The organism is Ruegeria haliotis (assembly GCF_013377785.1).
GTDB lineage: Bacteria > Pseudomonadota > Alphaproteobacteria > Rhodobacterales > Rhodobacteraceae > Ruegeria > Ruegeria haliotis.
In genome coordinates, this window is record NZ_JABXWT010000006.1 from 63,009 (window position 1) to 76,689 (window position 13,681).

Consider the following 13,681-nt stretch of genomic DNA (forward strand, 5'->3'; position numbering starts at 1 on the left):
GTTATGACGCCTTCCAATCCCAAAATCGAACAACCGCGCCTCGGTGAACCTTACCTTCTGACGCCCGGTCCTTTGACGACATCCTATGCCGTAAAAGAGGCCATGTTAAAGGATTGGGGCAGTTGGGATGACGATTTTCGCGCCATGACGCAAGAGGTGCGATCCAGCCTGCTGGCTTTGCTTGGCGAGGGAGCTGATGATTTCGACTGTGTCCCGATGCAGGGCAGTGGTTCGTTTTCGGTCGAAGCGATGCTTGCATCATTCATTCCGCGCGATGGCAGGGCGCTGGTATTAGCAAATGGTGCCTATGGGCAACGCTCCGCAAAGACCCTGGAATACCTGGATCGCGCGCATGTAGTTCTGGACAAGGGCGATTACCTGCCGCCGCGCGGCGACGAAGTTGCCCGCATTCTTGCCGATGACCCCGACATCACGCATGTGGTTGCGATTCACTGTGAAACCAGTTCGGGCATTCTGAACCCCGTCGAAGAGATTTCCGAGGTCACCTATGCCGCCGGGCGCAAGCTATTAGTCGACTCGATGTCGGCCTTCGGCGCCGTCGAGCTGAAACCGAGCGAGATCCGGTACGAGGCCATGGTATCCTCGGCCAATAAATGCATCGAGGGCGTGCCCGGTTTCGGTTTTATCGTCGCCCGAAAATCCGAGCTTGGGGCCGCGGAGGGCAACAGCCATTCGCTGAGCCTGGACGTGCACGCGCAATGGGCGCATATGAACAAGACCGGTCAATGGCGGTTCACCCCTCCCACCCATGTGGTGGCGGCATTCATCGAGGCACTCAGGGCGCATTCCGCCGAAGGAGGTGTTCCGGGCCGCGGCGGTAGGTACACCCGCAACCGTGATGTCATGGTTGAGGGAATGCGCGAGCTGGGCTTTGAGACATTGCTGGACAATCGCTGGCTCAGTCCAATTATTGTCACCTTTTTCTGCCCGGCGGACGAAAATTTCGTGTTCGACCAGTTCTATGCCCTGATGAAGTCCAAGGGTTTCATCATCTACCCGGGCAAGCTGACGGTGGTCGACAGTTTCCGTGTCGGATGTATCGGCCAAATGGACGAGCACGTCATGCGCAAAGTTGTAAACGCAGCAAAAGAATCATTGGAGGAGATGGGTGTCACAAGCGCTGCACCCCCCCTCCGGGCATTGAAAGAACGCGCCAAACTGGCAGCTTAACTACCAAGGAACATAATAAGATGACTATCCAAACTCCTGTTGAAGCAAACGAGCGCGTCTATCCGACGCCAAAAGTGCCCGCAATCGCCATCTGCCTGGATGGGTGCGAGCCGGAATATCTGGAAGTTGCAATTGCAAAGGGTCTGATGCCCAACCTTAAGCGGATGCGAGAAGAAGGCACTGATCGGCTGGCACATTCCGTGATCCCGTCCTTCACCAATCCCAACAACCTGTCGATCGCAACCGGCCGGCCGCCCATCGTGCATGGTATCTGCGGTAATTATCTGATCGACCCCGACAGCGGTGAAGAGGTCATGATGAACGACGTGCGCTTCTTGCGCGCGCCGACCATTTTCTCGCAGTTCTACGATGCTGGCTTCCGCGTTGCCATGGTTACCGCCAAGGACAAGCTGCGCGCCTTGCTCGGTGCCGGGTTGAAATTTGACGAAGGACGCGCCGTTGCCTTTTCTTCGGAACGCTCGGGCGAGACGACTATGGCCGAGCACGGCATCGACAATGCAAGCAAATGGCTGGGCATGGACGTCCCTGAGGTCTATTCGGCCGAACTGTCCGAGTTTGTATTCGCCGCCGGCGTCAAGCTGCTGAAAGAGTTCAAACCCGACGTGATGTATCTGTCGACCACCGACTATATTCAGCACAAGTTCGCCCCCGAACAGCAGGGTGCACTTGATTTCTATGCCATGTTTGACCGCTATCTGGGCGAGCTTGACGAGCTGGGTGCCGCCATCGTTGTGACCGCCGATCATGGCATGAAGCCGAAGCATCTGGCTGATGGGTCCCCCGCCGTTGTCTACGCACAGGATCTGATGGACGAATGGCTTGGTAAGGACGCAGCGCGGGTCATCTTGCCGATTACCGACCCATACGTGGTGCATCACGGCGCGTTGGGCTCGTTCGCCACTGCCTATCTGCCCGAAGGTTCGGATCAGGACGATATCATCGCCAAACTCAGAGCGACCGAGGGGATTACCCATGTTCTGACCAAGGCCGAAGCCATCGAGCAATTCGAACTGCCTGGCGACCGGATTGGCGACATCGTGATGGTCTCCGGCGAAAACATCTGCATCGGCACATCCGAGCATCGTCATGATCTGGCGGCCCTGAAAGAGCCACTGCGCAGCCATGGCGGTTTGACCGAGCAAGAGGTGCCCTTCATCGTAAACCGCGTCATCGATTTGCCGAACCAGCCGGTGTTGCGCAACTTCGATGCCTTTTTCTATGCAACCACAGCAGCGGCACAGTAAATCATGAAAGATCAAACCATGTCGAATACCGAAATACGAAACGAAGGGATGCGGATCGGAGGTGAAATTGTCTTTACCGACGAAACCGTTCCGGTGCTCTACCCCTATACCAACGAGGTAGTGGGTCATGTCCCGGCCGGAACTGCTGAACATGCACGCAAGGCCTTCGAGATTGCGGCGAACTACAAGCCGAAACTCACCCGGTATGAACGCAGCCAGATCCTGCAGCGCGCGGGTGAGCTGATCGGGGAAAAGCGTGATTACCTTGCCAAATGGCTGACGCTGGAACTGGGCATTTGCCATCAGCACGCAATCTATGAAACTAAACGCGCGCAGGATGTTTACCAGTTCGCCGCCGCCGAGGCGCTGAAGGATGATGGTGAGATTTTTTCTTGCGATCTGACCCATAACGGCAAGGCACGCAAAATTTTCACGACGCGAGAGCCGGTGAAGGCGATTAGTGCGATTACCCCGTTCAACCACCCACTGAACATGGTCAGCCACAAAATTGCTCCATCTATTGCGACTAACAACTGCATGGTCTGCAAACCGACAGAACTCACTCCACTGACGGCGCTGACCTTAGCCGACATTCTTTATGAAGCGGGATTGCCGCCCGAGATGTTCCAGGTTGTCACCGGCTGGCCTGGCGACATCGGCGATGAAATGATCACCAACGAGCATATTGACATCATCACCTTCACCGGCGGTGTGCCGGTCGGCAAGATGATTGCCGAAAAGGGAGTTTACAAACGCCAGGCGCTGGAACTCGGCGGCAACGACCCCCTAATTATTCTCAATGACCTCAGCGACTCTGATCTGGAGAAGGCGGCAACAATTGCGGTTGCGGGCGCGACCGGCAACTCAGGTCAACGCTGTACGGCGGTCAAGCGTATTCTGGTGCAGGAAAGCGTGGCGGATAAATTTGTGCCGCTGGTGCTGGAGAAGGCACAGAAGATCAAGTTTGGCGATCCGCAGGATCCTGAAACCGAACTTGGCTGTGTGATCCACGACAAGGCGGCGGAAGTTTTTGAAAACCGCGTCTATCAGGCCGAGAAGGAAGGTGCGGAAATCCTCTATCACCCTGGTCGTCAGGGCGCGCTGCTGCCACCCATCGTGATCGACAAAGTACCGCATAGCAGCGAACTGGTAATGGAAGAAACCTTTGGCCCGATCGTCCCCATCGTGCGTGTTCCCGACAATGATGAAGAGGTGATGGCCATTTCGAACTCGACGGAATTTGGCCTGTCCTCGGGTGTGTGTACAAACGATCTGAATCGCGCAATTTCCTATATCAACGGGTTGGATGTGGGCACCTGCAACATTTGGGAACAACCGGGTTACCGGATCGAAATGTCGCCCTTTGGCGGCATCAAGGACAGCGGCAACGGCGTTAAGGAAGGCGTCATCGAAGCGATGAAGTTCTTTACCAACGTCAAAACTTATTCACTGCCCTGGCCCGGCTGACATTCCTGCCCTTCCCGTTAGCGGGCGGGGCTTCAAAATTCCTCCCCCTACTGGCGGACCTTTCAGGGTCCGCATCTTTTACGAAGCGACAGCGAGGACCGGATATGCCACAGATTGTCCATACCGAAGGGGAATCGAATACTTCGGAAGCCCGCAGTACTTGGCTGAAGAAGTCTATCGGACCCAAATCGTCGCCACTGCTAAAACGCGACGCGGATGTGTTTCTGCATCAATCCTTGTCCAGCCCCTGCGTCAGCACGATTGCCAATGCAGAAGGGATCTGGATCGAGGATCTGGATGGCCGCCGCTATATGGATTTCCACGGAAATTCAGTCCATCACATCGGCTATGGCCATCCCCGGCTGGTGCAGGCGATCAAGGATCAACTGGACGACCTGCCCTTTGCTCCGCGCCGGTTCACCAATGACCCGGCTGTGGAACTGGCCGAAAAGCTGGTCGCCATCACCCCCGGCGATCTGGGCAAGGTGCTGTTCACAACCGGCGGTTCGGACGCCAACGAAGTGGCCTTGAAAATCGCCCGTGCCGCGACAGGCCGCTTCAAGACGCTCAGTTTTTGGGACGCCTTCCATGGTGCAGGTTTTGGCGCGGCGAGTATTGGCGGCGAGGCCACGTTCCGCAGCCATATCGCCGGTCCGCTTTTGCCGGGTACTGAACATGTGGCTCCGTTCCACCCCACCCGTTGCCCCTATGGGCACACAACGCTCGAAGCTAGCGCCGAAGCCTGCGCAAACATGATCGACTATGTTCTCGAACGAGAAGGCGACATCTGTGCCGTGGTGGCCGAGGCGATGCGTGCTGTGCCCATCGTGCCGCCGCCAGGTTTCTGGAATCGGGTGCGCGATATCTGCGACCGCCATGGAGCGTTGCTGATCCTGGACGAGATTCCGACCGGGCTGGGCAAGACTGGGCAAATGTTCTCGTTCCAGCATGACGAGATTGTTCCTGATATTGTCACCATCGGCAAATCACTGGGCGGAGGTATCCTCCCCATCGCCGCCTGTATCGCCCGCAAGAATCTGGATGTTTGCGGCGATTTTGCTATCGGACATTACACGCACGAAAAGAACCCCGTTACCGCTCGCGCTGCATTGACGACGCTGCAGATTATCGAGGATGAGGGATTGGTCGAGCGTGCGTCAAAATTGGGCGAACACGCGATGAGCCGCCTAATGGATGCGCTCCAGAATGTTCCGATCATCGGCGACATCCGCGGTCGTGGCCTTATGTTCGGGATCGAGATTGTCGAGGACCGCGTCACCAAGACACCGGGGAATGGCCGCGCGGAACGGATTTATTATGCCTGTCTCGAAGCGGGGCTGAGCTACAAGATCAGTCAGGGATGCGTGTTGACCCTGTCGCCACCGCTTACAATTTCCCAAGTGGAGTTGGACCGGGCCATCGACATCGTTGTTGCTGCAATCGAGGACGAAATTTGACCCGCCGAGCCGCATCCGCCGCGCAATGTCGGACAATGCGGAAATGCGCCGCCCTCACGGATCGGTGCCTTACTGAAAGGAGTGTTGCAAAATCGACTGGAAAACACGGTGAACTGAGCCAAGTTTGAAATTGGAGTGAAGTATGGCAATTGTCACCTTCCTGATCAGTCTGGCCGGAGCAACCATGCTGCTGCTGTACGCGGTCCGCATGGTGCGTACCGGGATAGAACGCAGCTACGGCGCGTCGTTCCAGCGGGTGATGACGCAGCAGCGCAGTTACTTGCATTCTTCGCTGGTGGGCGTGATGATGGCGATTGTGTTGCAAAGCTCGGCTGCGGTGGCACTGTTGACCTCGGGTTTTGCCGCCAGCGGGATACTGAATTTTTCGGTCGGTCTGGCGATTGTGCTGGGCGGCGATCTGGGCTCCGCGTTGATCATTCAGATCCTGTCCTTCCGGCTGGACTGGCTTGTGCCGCTGCTACTGGCAATTGGCGGCTATCTGTTCGTAAAAACCGAAGCCAAGAAAGCACGCCAGCTTGGGCGCATCCTGATGGGCGTGGCCTTTATCCTGATCTCGCTCAGGTTCCTACGCGAGGCGATGGACCCCATCCGCGACAGCGCATTTCTGCCCGCCGTAGCCGACTATCTGGCCCGCGACTATATAACCGCCTTCCTTGTCGGCGGTGCGCTGGCCTTTGTCATGCATTCTTCGGTCGCGGCCATCCTTATGTGCGTGACGCTTGTGCAGATTGGCGCAATCCCGTTTGCCGCCGGTATGTCATTGGTCTTTGGCGCGAATTTCGGCTCGGCCTTCATTCCGGTCTGGCTGACGCGAGGGATGCCCGTTACTGCGCGGCGCATACCATACGCCAATCTGGCGCTGCGTGGCAGTTGGGCTTTGATGACCCTGTTTGCAGCAAACCTTGCTTTACGGACCGGGCTATTGGGCGACCCGCAAGGAGGCCAGATGCTGGTTAATGTGCATCTTGCGTTCAACCTGTCACTGCTGGTTCTGGCCCTTCCATTTTGCGGGCGGTTGCAGGGAATTTTCGAAGGACTACTGCCGGATCAGAAGAAAGAACAGAACTCGCAGCCTGCGCGACCAGTCAGCGCACTGGACTTGGAAAATGTTTCAAACCCCAGCCAGGCCCTACCAAGCCTCAAGCGTGAGCTGCTGCGGATGAGCGACCTTATTGAGACCATGTTCCGCCCTGCCTTGGAACTGTACCGCAGCGGCGACAAGGATCAGATTCGCGCGATTCAGGCCATTGATGAGGACGTTAACCGATGCCTGTCGGGCATACGCGCATTTGTTGCTGCTATACCCACAGAACGATATGAAAAGCAGGATGCAAAGACCGCACGTGACCTTATGGAGTTTGCGATCCGGCTTGAAACGGCGGGCGATGTGGTCGCCAAACGCCTGGCTGTGTTGGCAGGTGAAATGCGCGCAAAGGGATCAAGTTTCTCTCAGGAAGGTTGGTCGGAACTTGTTCAGATGCACGAAGGTATTCTGGCTAACATGAAGCTGGCATCAAATGTGCTGATTTCAGACGACCTGGAAAGCGCGCGGCTTCTGAGTCTGGAAAAGACCGAAATCAAACGTGTGGAACGGGACAGCCGCAAGCGGCACCTGCGCCGTTTGCAACACGGGACAACGGAAAGCTTCGAGACCAGCGATATTCATCTGGAAACATTGCGGGCATTCCGGGAATTCAACAGTCACATTGCATCCATTGCCTACCCCGTCCTGTACAGGAACGGTCAGTTGCTTGAGACACGGTTGGTCAACGAAATCGCTGACTAACGAGCTGTCAAAAGAAGCACTTTTTAAGCACCAGAACAACGAAACGGTGTTACTATCGGGAAGGCGGTCTGACACAGGAGCCAGTCTCAATGAGAAAAATCAAAACAGAAGACGCAAAAGAGGACGTAAGCGCAAGTAACTACGTTCGTACGCACCAGTTTGTTTTAGGATTGTTTGGCTTTCTTAAAAACCTTGGTCACAGGCGGTCCCAGTCAAATAAATTCTATACAGAAAAACCTCTCAATCGCACCGTTGAACCCAGTTCTTCTGACGCTTCTTCAAAACATCCAAAGCAAAGTAAGCCAACTCTCAGCAATGAAGTTGGAACCGAAAGTCGAACGGCTGAAAGGGCCACAACATTTTATTTACCTTAGTAACGTTTTTGGCATTGCAGAATTGATGGCCAGGTATATTCAGGGCGATCTCGCTCACCGATGGCAACAGCGATAGGGTTTCCGACTGCGCCAAAGTCTTCCTTCCAGCAATCGTATTCGCAACAGCAGTCATTTACTGGCTGCGATTCCTGATTCTAATCTCTTCAATAGATCCCTCCATTCAGTTTGTTTGCAGATCCTTGTTGGCACACCGAGGCCAGCGGGAGTGTCTTCACCTTCATAACTGACCCGCGAAAATTACATTTCAGCACAGTGCTCGTCTGTTGGCATGAGAATAGTGCGCGTGCTTTCTGTGAATGCATCCATCGACAGGTCCCATAACGCGCCGGGCGGTTTTGTCGCAAACTCGTACTCAGCGCAAAAATATCCTAACGACTAGACACGGTTATCCAGCGAGAGCCGCAAACTGCGCGAAGCCGTCGCCCTCCAGTTCAAATTGTTTCTTCCGGATCATTTGAGCAACTTCGATGCCATCGAGCGTCGCTGCCGCTGACGTGAAGGATTTGAATCCAAGCATCGGACGCGTTCGCCGTTTGATAAAGCGATGGTCTTGCTCAATTCGATTGTTCAGGTACTTGGATCTCACTGTGGTGATCTTGGTTGGGCAACCAAATCGCTTGAGGATTTTGTTTACTTCATTGATTCCGGCAGCATTTGCTCCGCTCTTGTCGATCACGATCCGCAATGGAATGCCGTTGTTGGCCAATGCCTTCGAAAAAAACTTCTTGGCCGCTGCAGTGTCCCGACGTTCAGATAGCATGAAATCAAGGGTTTTCCCGTCACGATCAATCGCACGATAGAGATACATCCACTGGCCGCGCACTTTGAGATAGGTTTCATCCATGCGCCAGGAAGCGGCGCCGGACTTCTTTCGCTTATGCGCCTCGATCGCGACCAAGGGCGAGAATTTAACCACCCATCTGCTGAGCGTTGCATGATCAACAGTGACACCGCGCTCGGCCAGGATCTCCTCCAGATCTCGCAAGGACACCGAGTACCGCAGGTAGAAATCGACTGCATGAAGAATGGCCTGCTTGGGAAAATGGCAACCTTTGAACGAGATCATGTCGGGCACCTGCTCCACAAATTTGCCCGTACATTATGTCGGTTGGGGGAACTCCAAGCAATCATGCAAAAAGTTTGCGACAAAGCCGGGCTTTAAGCTCGTGCAATGGCGTTTCTGCATAGCCATCCCATTTTGTTATTTCCTGTATGGCGTTCTCAAAGTCCGCGCGCGACAAAGTTGTTAGATGAGCATCACCTGCTGCGGGTTGAAAGCTCGTGTGACTGAGATTGGCAGCGGTAAATGATTCAAACATTCGGAGTTTCCTTTAGTGGTAAACGCTCGGCTACCAGCCGTGCCCAGAAGGCGGCACCGATTGGCAGAGCCTCATCATTGAAATCATAATCAGAAGCATGAAGGGGCTGGGCGTGGGCTCCTTCGGTTCCATTGCCCATGAGGATGAAGCAGCCGGGAATTGCCGTGCTCAAACGCCCGAAATCCTCGGAAAAGGACATTGGTGCGCGGTTTGGTTCTGTCTCGCATCCCAGACCTGAAGCGACCTGGACTGCGGCCACTACCTGTTCAGAACTATTTATCGTCACGTCGAACTCGGTTCGAAAACTGACCTTGATTTCAACATCATGCGCAGCTGCAACTCCAGCCGCAATCTGACGCATAAGGGCTTCGATCCTCTGGGTGTCCTCTGGCGAGCGGGTTCTGGTATCGCCCGTGATCGTCGCGTGGCCCGGTAGAACGTTGCGACGTCCATCCGTGACAAAATCAGTGATCGAAACCACAGCGCCCGATGCAGGGGCAAGCTTCCGGGCGACAATCGTTTGCAGGCTTTGTACCAATTCTGCCCCGACCACTATGGCGTCGACTCCGGTGTGAGGCATGGCGGCATGGCCGCCCTGCGCCTTGATCTCGATCTCAAACAAGCTTTCGCTGGCGCAAATATTTCCAACCCGCGTCGAAAATCGCCCCAGGGGTTCGGCTGGCAGGTTGTGAATGGCGTAGGCCTCGTTGGGTTCAAACCGGGCAACCAGGCCATCGTCCAGCATCGCTTTTGCGCCACGGCCCTGCTCTTCATCCGGCTGGAACAGAAAAATGACAGTGCCGTCAAAGGGGCGCGTTTCGCTAAGGAATTTTGCCGCCCCCAGCAGCATGGACATATGGCCATCATGACCACAGGCATGCATCACACCATTGGAGAGCGAGGCGTATTCATGCGAAGACGTTTCCCAGATCGGTAACGCGTCCATATCTGCACGCAGCAAAACCGAACGATTGCTCGATCCGTTGCGCAAAAGGCCGACGATGCCGGTTTTTCCAATGCCTCCGTGCACTTCGATCCCCATCTGGCTCTGTCGCAAAGTTTTGCCTGATGGGCGTCATGGTCTTGTTGTGCTAGACGCGTGCCTCCGAGTTGAAGGTGAACAGCTAACCATGGCGATTGATTTCAAAGGGCACCAATATCCTAAAAGCGTGATTTTGTACGCGGTATTTTTCTACGTCCGCTACGGCGTCTCATACCGGGATTTGGAGGAAATCATGGCCGAACGTGGTGTTGAAGTTGACCACGCCACGCTGAACCGCTGGGTTGTGAAATTCTCGCTAGCGATCGCCGCCAGTGCTCAGGTTAGAAAGAAGCCGACAGCCATCTCCTGGCGGATGGACGAGACTTATATCAAAGTTCGGGGAAAGTGGACGTATTTGTACCGAGCGGTTGATCGGGATGGCCAAACCCTTGATTTTATGCTGTCAGAGCGGCGAGATACAGCCGCGGCGCGAAGGTTTTTCAAACGAGCGATTGGCACAAACGGTGTTCCGGAGCGTATTGCCATCGACAAAAGTGGTGCAAACCTAGCTGGCCTGCAGAGCCTAAACGCCAGCCTCAAATTCACGGGAACTGGTCGGATCATCAACATCGTTCAATCCAAATACCTCAACAATATTGTTGAGCAGGACCACCGTTTCATCAAGAAGATAACTCGGCCAATGCTCGGCTTCAAAGCCTTCTATTCAGCAGCCGCAACACTGGCTGGGATCGAAGTCGCGCACATGATCCGCAAGGGGCAGCTCAGTCAAAACGGTGTGTCGCCTTTCAAGTAATTCACGGCCCTCGCCGGATAACTGTGCCGAGCGTAAACTCTCACTCAGCCGCCGAAAAATTTTGCGACAGTGCCTTCTGCATCGATGGCGTCAGTCTTTCCGCGTTTGACGTAGGCTTTCACATACATCGCTGGCATTAGCCGAACTTCATGGCCCAGTTTTTGGAACTGACGCGCCCAATGGTGGCTCGATCCACAGGCTTCCATACCGATGAGACACGGATCAAGCTCTTCGAAGAACTGCAAGAGCTGTGGACGCCTGAGTGACTTTTTAAACGCAACGTTCCGTCCGCTGTGATCCCATGCACCTGAAAGATGTTCTTGGCCAGATCTAGGCCGACTGTTGTAACCTGCATTGGGTGGCTCCTTTCCTAGCAGTCGATAACAACTGCATTATGGCGCATTGCGACGCCGGTGGAGCAGGAGCCATCCACCCCATCCGCAATGCTGGCTGCGATTGCAGCATGGCCGAAGGTGGGTGAAGGTCCGGAAAGGGCCGCAGCGCGACAGTCAGGGTTTGTCTGAAAAAAGTGAAGTTGTACAGCCTGTCGATGACCGCTCTAAAGCCCAAAGCGGAACCCTTTTTTCTCGATGTCTTCACTTTAAGTTCTATTGTTCTCGATGCCCGCACAGGCTCCTTCGCCGTATCTTAGAACCGCTGACTCCCACGACCGTCAACCCGAGTGATTAGACGTTTTGCTCAGATAATCCCTGGTTACAGGCACAACCATCTGACCTCGGCTTAACTGAAACTGAAATACAACCAAGCCCTGTTCCGAAAAGGCCATCTCGGATACGATCAGATAGTATCGCCACATTCGCAGAAACCGATCATCGTAGAGGTCGCGGATCGATTTCAGATTGGCCTCGAACTTTTCCTGCCAACATTGAAGCGTTCGCGCGTAGTGCCCGCGCCAGACTTCAACATCTGTGGTCACCAAGTCCTGCTTTTCAATCTCCTTCATGGCTTCGGACATTGATGGTGCATATCCGCCGGGAAAAATGTATTTGTGAATCCATGGCGACGTTCGACCGGGTGGGGTGGATCGACCGATTGTATGCACCAATGCGACGCCATCCGGTTTCAGATTCTCACGCAGCTTGCGAAAAAAAGTTGGATATTGGGGCCGACCAACATGCTCCATCATTCCGACCACAACGATACGGTCAAATTCTTCGTTGACGTCCCGATAGTCGATCAGGCGGAATTCCACCATATTCCCGACACCTGCCGCTTCGGCTCTGCTTTTTGCATATTCCAACTGCACTTTGGACAAGGTCACACCAACCACCTTCGCTCCATAGTCTCGCGCCAAGGTAATTGACATGCCGCCCCAACCACAGCCGATATCCATCACTGTCATTCCTGGTTCGATTAAGAGCTTCTTGGCTATGTGCGCCTTCTTTGCTTCCTGTGCCTCTTCGATGCTTTGCCCCGGGTCTGAGAAATAGGCGCAGGTATATTGAAGGTCCTGGTCAAGAAAAAGTTCATAGAGATCAGCGGAAAGGTCATAATGATGTTCGACATTTCTGCGCGCGATATGAACGGGATTATACTGTGCGATACGTCTAAGTGACTTGCGCAGCCCTGTGACCGACGTGCCGTAACGCCCGCCACCATAGTTGTTTGCATTGCGCACAATTAGCGAAACAAAGCCGCGTAAATCGTTTTGCGAAACTGTGAGAGTTTCATCCATATAGGCTTCGCCCAAGGCGAGATCGCCGTTCATTACCAATTTGCGCGGAAGCGCTTTGTCGTGAAGAGTTATGGCCGAACTGGGCCCTTTTCCGCGGCCATAGGTGCTGCAACGCCCATCCGGCCAAGTCACCGCAAGCTCACCTTCTTGTATGATCTTGGTCAAAAGGCGGTCAAGCAATGACACCCACAATGTGACGTCCTCCAATGCTTCCACGATTAGACTACACTCCATGGCAATCGCACAAGTTGAAGAAGCATGTTATGTCCGCTTAAGCGCGCAGATCGGTCGGTCATGCGCGTAGATAATGCCACATTGAATAGGTAGGTTCTCAAATACTCGCCGATGATCGCCGCGCGAGCATAATTGAAAAGGCGCCCTGCGCTGAATTCCTGGCGCATGGACTGGACTTAATTGCGTGTTCGCGGCAATTGATTGCGCCTTTATCGAACTGTCGACAAAGCAGGGAACACCCATGATTTCGTGCTGCCTGAGCGATGGAACGGTCCCGCAGCAACCAAGTTCTTTGCCAAAGCGTTGTCGTCAATCGGAAGCCCAGGCAAATCGTAATCGATAAGAACGGAGCCTACGCAGCAGGTATTCAAGAAGTGAACAGGAACCTGAGGCGAATTGGTTGCCCGGCTAAAGTTCAGACAATAAAGCCGAAACTCCTGAATAACCTGATCGAGCAAGAACATCAGTTCATAATACAGCGTGTTCGGCGCATGAGTGTGTTCAAACCCTTCGCATCCGCGTCCGCTAAGCTGGATGGCATCGAAGTCGTCCATATGATCCGAATGAAGCAGTTCTCTAGCGCTACAACTTCGGGCTTTCGGTTGTTTGCTGTGATCGCTGGACAAATGTGTCCAGCATGTCGCTAACTCTGGCCGTTCTAAAAGTTTGCAACACAACCGTTCAGCACCCGAAAGAGCGACGGATGCAGATAGTTTTCGAGTGAGAGGACTGTTTTCGCTTGTTTTTATTGGGTACTCCAAGTGCGACGAAAATTTCATGAGAAAATTCGACGCGAAGCTGCTTTCAATCAGTCCAACATGCAGAAAATTCTGCAACGATGGTTGAATTCATCGGGCCCAATTTTGGTCCTGATGAATTCACGCAACAGGAACCGCCCATGATGTCTGACCCAACAGAGTTTGCAGGAATGGCGGCACTCTCGACCAGTGAGGCACCGTCGCTCTCCTTTAATAATCAAAAAATTGCTTCCGGAACGCCATGTCACGAGGGTATTACGCGCCGCGGCGACGGCTCACGAAAACGCTCCAACAAT

The 13,681-nt window shown here is 54.2% G+C and carries 12 protein-coding genes and 1 pseudogene; 8 read left to right on the top strand and 5 right to left on the bottom strand.

Annotated elements, in window-relative coordinates; translation table 11 throughout:
- Positions 1-3: 3 nt before the first annotated feature.
- The 6 genes from HW561_RS12675 (at position 4) to HW561_RS12700 (ending at position 7,561) form a co-directional block, all read left to right on the top strand.
- On the top strand, positions 4-1,191 hold the full coding sequence (locus HW561_RS12675) for a 2-aminoethylphosphonate--pyruvate transaminase (protein WP_176865295.1): 1,188 nt from the start codon (positions 4-6) through the stop codon (positions 1,189-1,191).
- A gap of 20 nt (positions 1,192-1,211) precedes the next feature.
- Positions 1,212-2,456 (top strand): phosphonoacetate hydrolase, encoded by a 1,245-nt coding sequence (phnA, locus tag HW561_RS12680; protein WP_176865297.1) that lies wholly within the window; start codon positions 1,212-1,214, stop codon positions 2,454-2,456.
- 3 nt (positions 2,457-2,459) lie between these two features.
- The gene (phnY, locus tag HW561_RS12685) at positions 2,460-3,923 is read left to right on the top strand and encodes a phosphonoacetaldehyde dehydrogenase (protein WP_235962887.1); all 1,464 of its coding nucleotides are present in this window, start codon (positions 2,460-2,462) and stop codon (positions 3,921-3,923) included.
- A gap of 104 nt (positions 3,924-4,027) precedes the next feature.
- Positions 4,028-5,380: a (R)-1-hydroxy-2-aminoethylphosphonate ammonia-lyase gene (pbfA, locus tag HW561_RS12690; RefSeq protein ID WP_176865302.1), complete on the top strand. Its 1,353-nt coding sequence runs from the start codon at positions 4,028-4,030 to the stop codon at positions 5,378-5,380.
- 142 nt (positions 5,381-5,522) lie between these two features.
- Complete coding sequence (locus HW561_RS12695; protein ID WP_176865304.1) at positions 5,523-7,187, top strand: Na/Pi cotransporter family protein; 1,665 nt, start codon at positions 5,523-5,525, stop codon at positions 7,185-7,187.
- An 89-nt stretch (positions 7,188-7,276) separates the two neighbouring features.
- Entirely contained in the window at positions 7,277-7,561 is a 285-nt protein-coding gene (locus HW561_RS12700; RefSeq protein ID WP_176865306.1) for a hypothetical protein, read from the top strand.
- A gap of 406 nt (positions 7,562-7,967) precedes the next feature.
- Here HW561_RS12700 and HW561_RS12705 read toward each other — a convergent pair whose 3' ends face one another.
- The 3 genes from HW561_RS12705 to HW561_RS12715 form a co-directional block, all read right to left on the bottom strand.
- Positions 7,968-8,648, bottom strand: coding sequence for an IS6 family transposase (locus HW561_RS12705; protein WP_176865308.1), 681 nt, complete (start codon positions 8,646-8,648; stop codon positions 7,968-7,970).
- A gap of 61 nt (positions 8,649-8,709) precedes the next feature.
- Positions 8,710-8,901: a hypothetical protein gene (locus HW561_RS12710; protein WP_176865310.1), complete on the bottom strand. Its 192-nt coding sequence runs from the start codon at positions 8,899-8,901 to the stop codon at positions 8,710-8,712.
- Positions 8,894-9,943 (bottom strand): amidohydrolase, encoded by a 1,050-nt coding sequence (locus HW561_RS12715; protein ID WP_176865312.1) that lies wholly within the window; start codon positions 9,941-9,943, stop codon positions 8,894-8,896. The genes HW561_RS12710 and HW561_RS12715 overlap by 8 nt, the downstream gene beginning before the upstream one ends.
- An 88-nt stretch (positions 9,944-10,031) precedes the next feature.
- On the opposite strand from HW561_RS12715, the gene HW561_RS12720 reads away from it, so the two are divergent.
- Positions 10,032-10,697, top strand: coding sequence for an IS6 family transposase (locus HW561_RS12720; protein WP_176865314.1), 666 nt, complete (start codon positions 10,032-10,034; stop codon positions 10,695-10,697).
- A gap of 74 nt (positions 10,698-10,771) precedes the next feature.
- Here HW561_RS12720 and HW561_RS23935 read toward each other — a convergent pair.
- Positions 10,772-11,052 (bottom strand): annotated as a pseudogene (locus HW561_RS23935) (IS110 family transposase); the annotation flags it as partial.
- A gap of 318 nt (positions 11,053-11,370) precedes the next feature.
- Positions 11,371-12,627, bottom strand: a complete 1,257-nt coding sequence (locus tag HW561_RS12725; protein ID WP_456239026.1) for a class I SAM-dependent methyltransferase — start codon at positions 12,625-12,627, stop codon at positions 11,371-11,373.
- Between the two features lie 263 nt (positions 12,628-12,890).
- Between HW561_RS12725 and HW561_RS24295 the strand changes: the two genes are divergently transcribed.
- Positions 12,891-13,274: a DDE-type integrase/transposase/recombinase gene (locus HW561_RS24295; RefSeq protein ID WP_176865316.1), complete on the top strand. Its 384-nt coding sequence runs from the start codon at positions 12,891-12,893 to the stop codon at positions 13,272-13,274.
- The last annotated feature ends 407 nt before the right edge of the window (positions 13,275-13,681 follow it).

Bases quoted from the DNA above. Each gene is read 5' to 3' on its own strand.
- HW561_RS12675 (WP_176865295.1), top strand. From the start codon at position 4: ATGACGCCTTCCAATCCCAAAATCGAACAACCGCGCCTCGGTGAACCT.
- phnA (WP_176865297.1), top strand. From the start codon at position 1,212: ATGACTATCCAAACTCCTGTTGAAGCAAACGAGCGCGTCTATCCGACG.
- phnY (WP_235962887.1), top strand. From the start codon at position 2,460: ATGAAAGATCAAACCATGTCGAATACCGAAATACGAAACGAAGGGATG.
- pbfA (WP_176865302.1), top strand. From the start codon at position 4,028: ATGCCACAGATTGTCCATACCGAAGGGGAATCGAATACTTCGGAAGCC.
- HW561_RS12695 (WP_176865304.1), top strand. From the start codon at position 5,523: ATGGCAATTGTCACCTTCCTGATCAGTCTGGCCGGAGCAACCATGCTG.
- HW561_RS12700 (WP_176865306.1), top strand. From the start codon at position 7,277: ATGAGAAAAATCAAAACAGAAGACGCAAAAGAGGACGTAAGCGCAAGT.
- HW561_RS12705 (WP_176865308.1), bottom strand. From the start codon at position 8,648: ATGATCTCGTTCAAAGGTTGCCATTTTCCCAAGCAGGCCATTCTTCAT.
- HW561_RS12710 (WP_176865310.1), bottom strand. From the start codon at position 8,901: ATGTTTGAATCATTTACCGCTGCCAATCTCAGTCACACGAGCTTTCAA.
- HW561_RS12715 (WP_176865312.1), bottom strand. From the start codon at position 9,943: ATGGGGATCGAAGTGCACGGAGGCATTGGAAAAACCGGCATCGTCGGC.
- HW561_RS12720 (WP_176865314.1), top strand. From the start codon at position 10,032: ATGGCGATTGATTTCAAAGGGCACCAATATCCTAAAAGCGTGATTTTG.
- HW561_RS12725 (WP_456239026.1), bottom strand. From the start codon at position 12,627: ATGGAGTGTAGTCTAATCGTGGAAGCATTGGAGGACGTCACATTGTGG.
- HW561_RS24295 (WP_176865316.1), top strand. From the start codon at position 12,891: ATGGAACGGTCCCGCAGCAACCAAGTTCTTTGCCAAAGCGTTGTCGTC.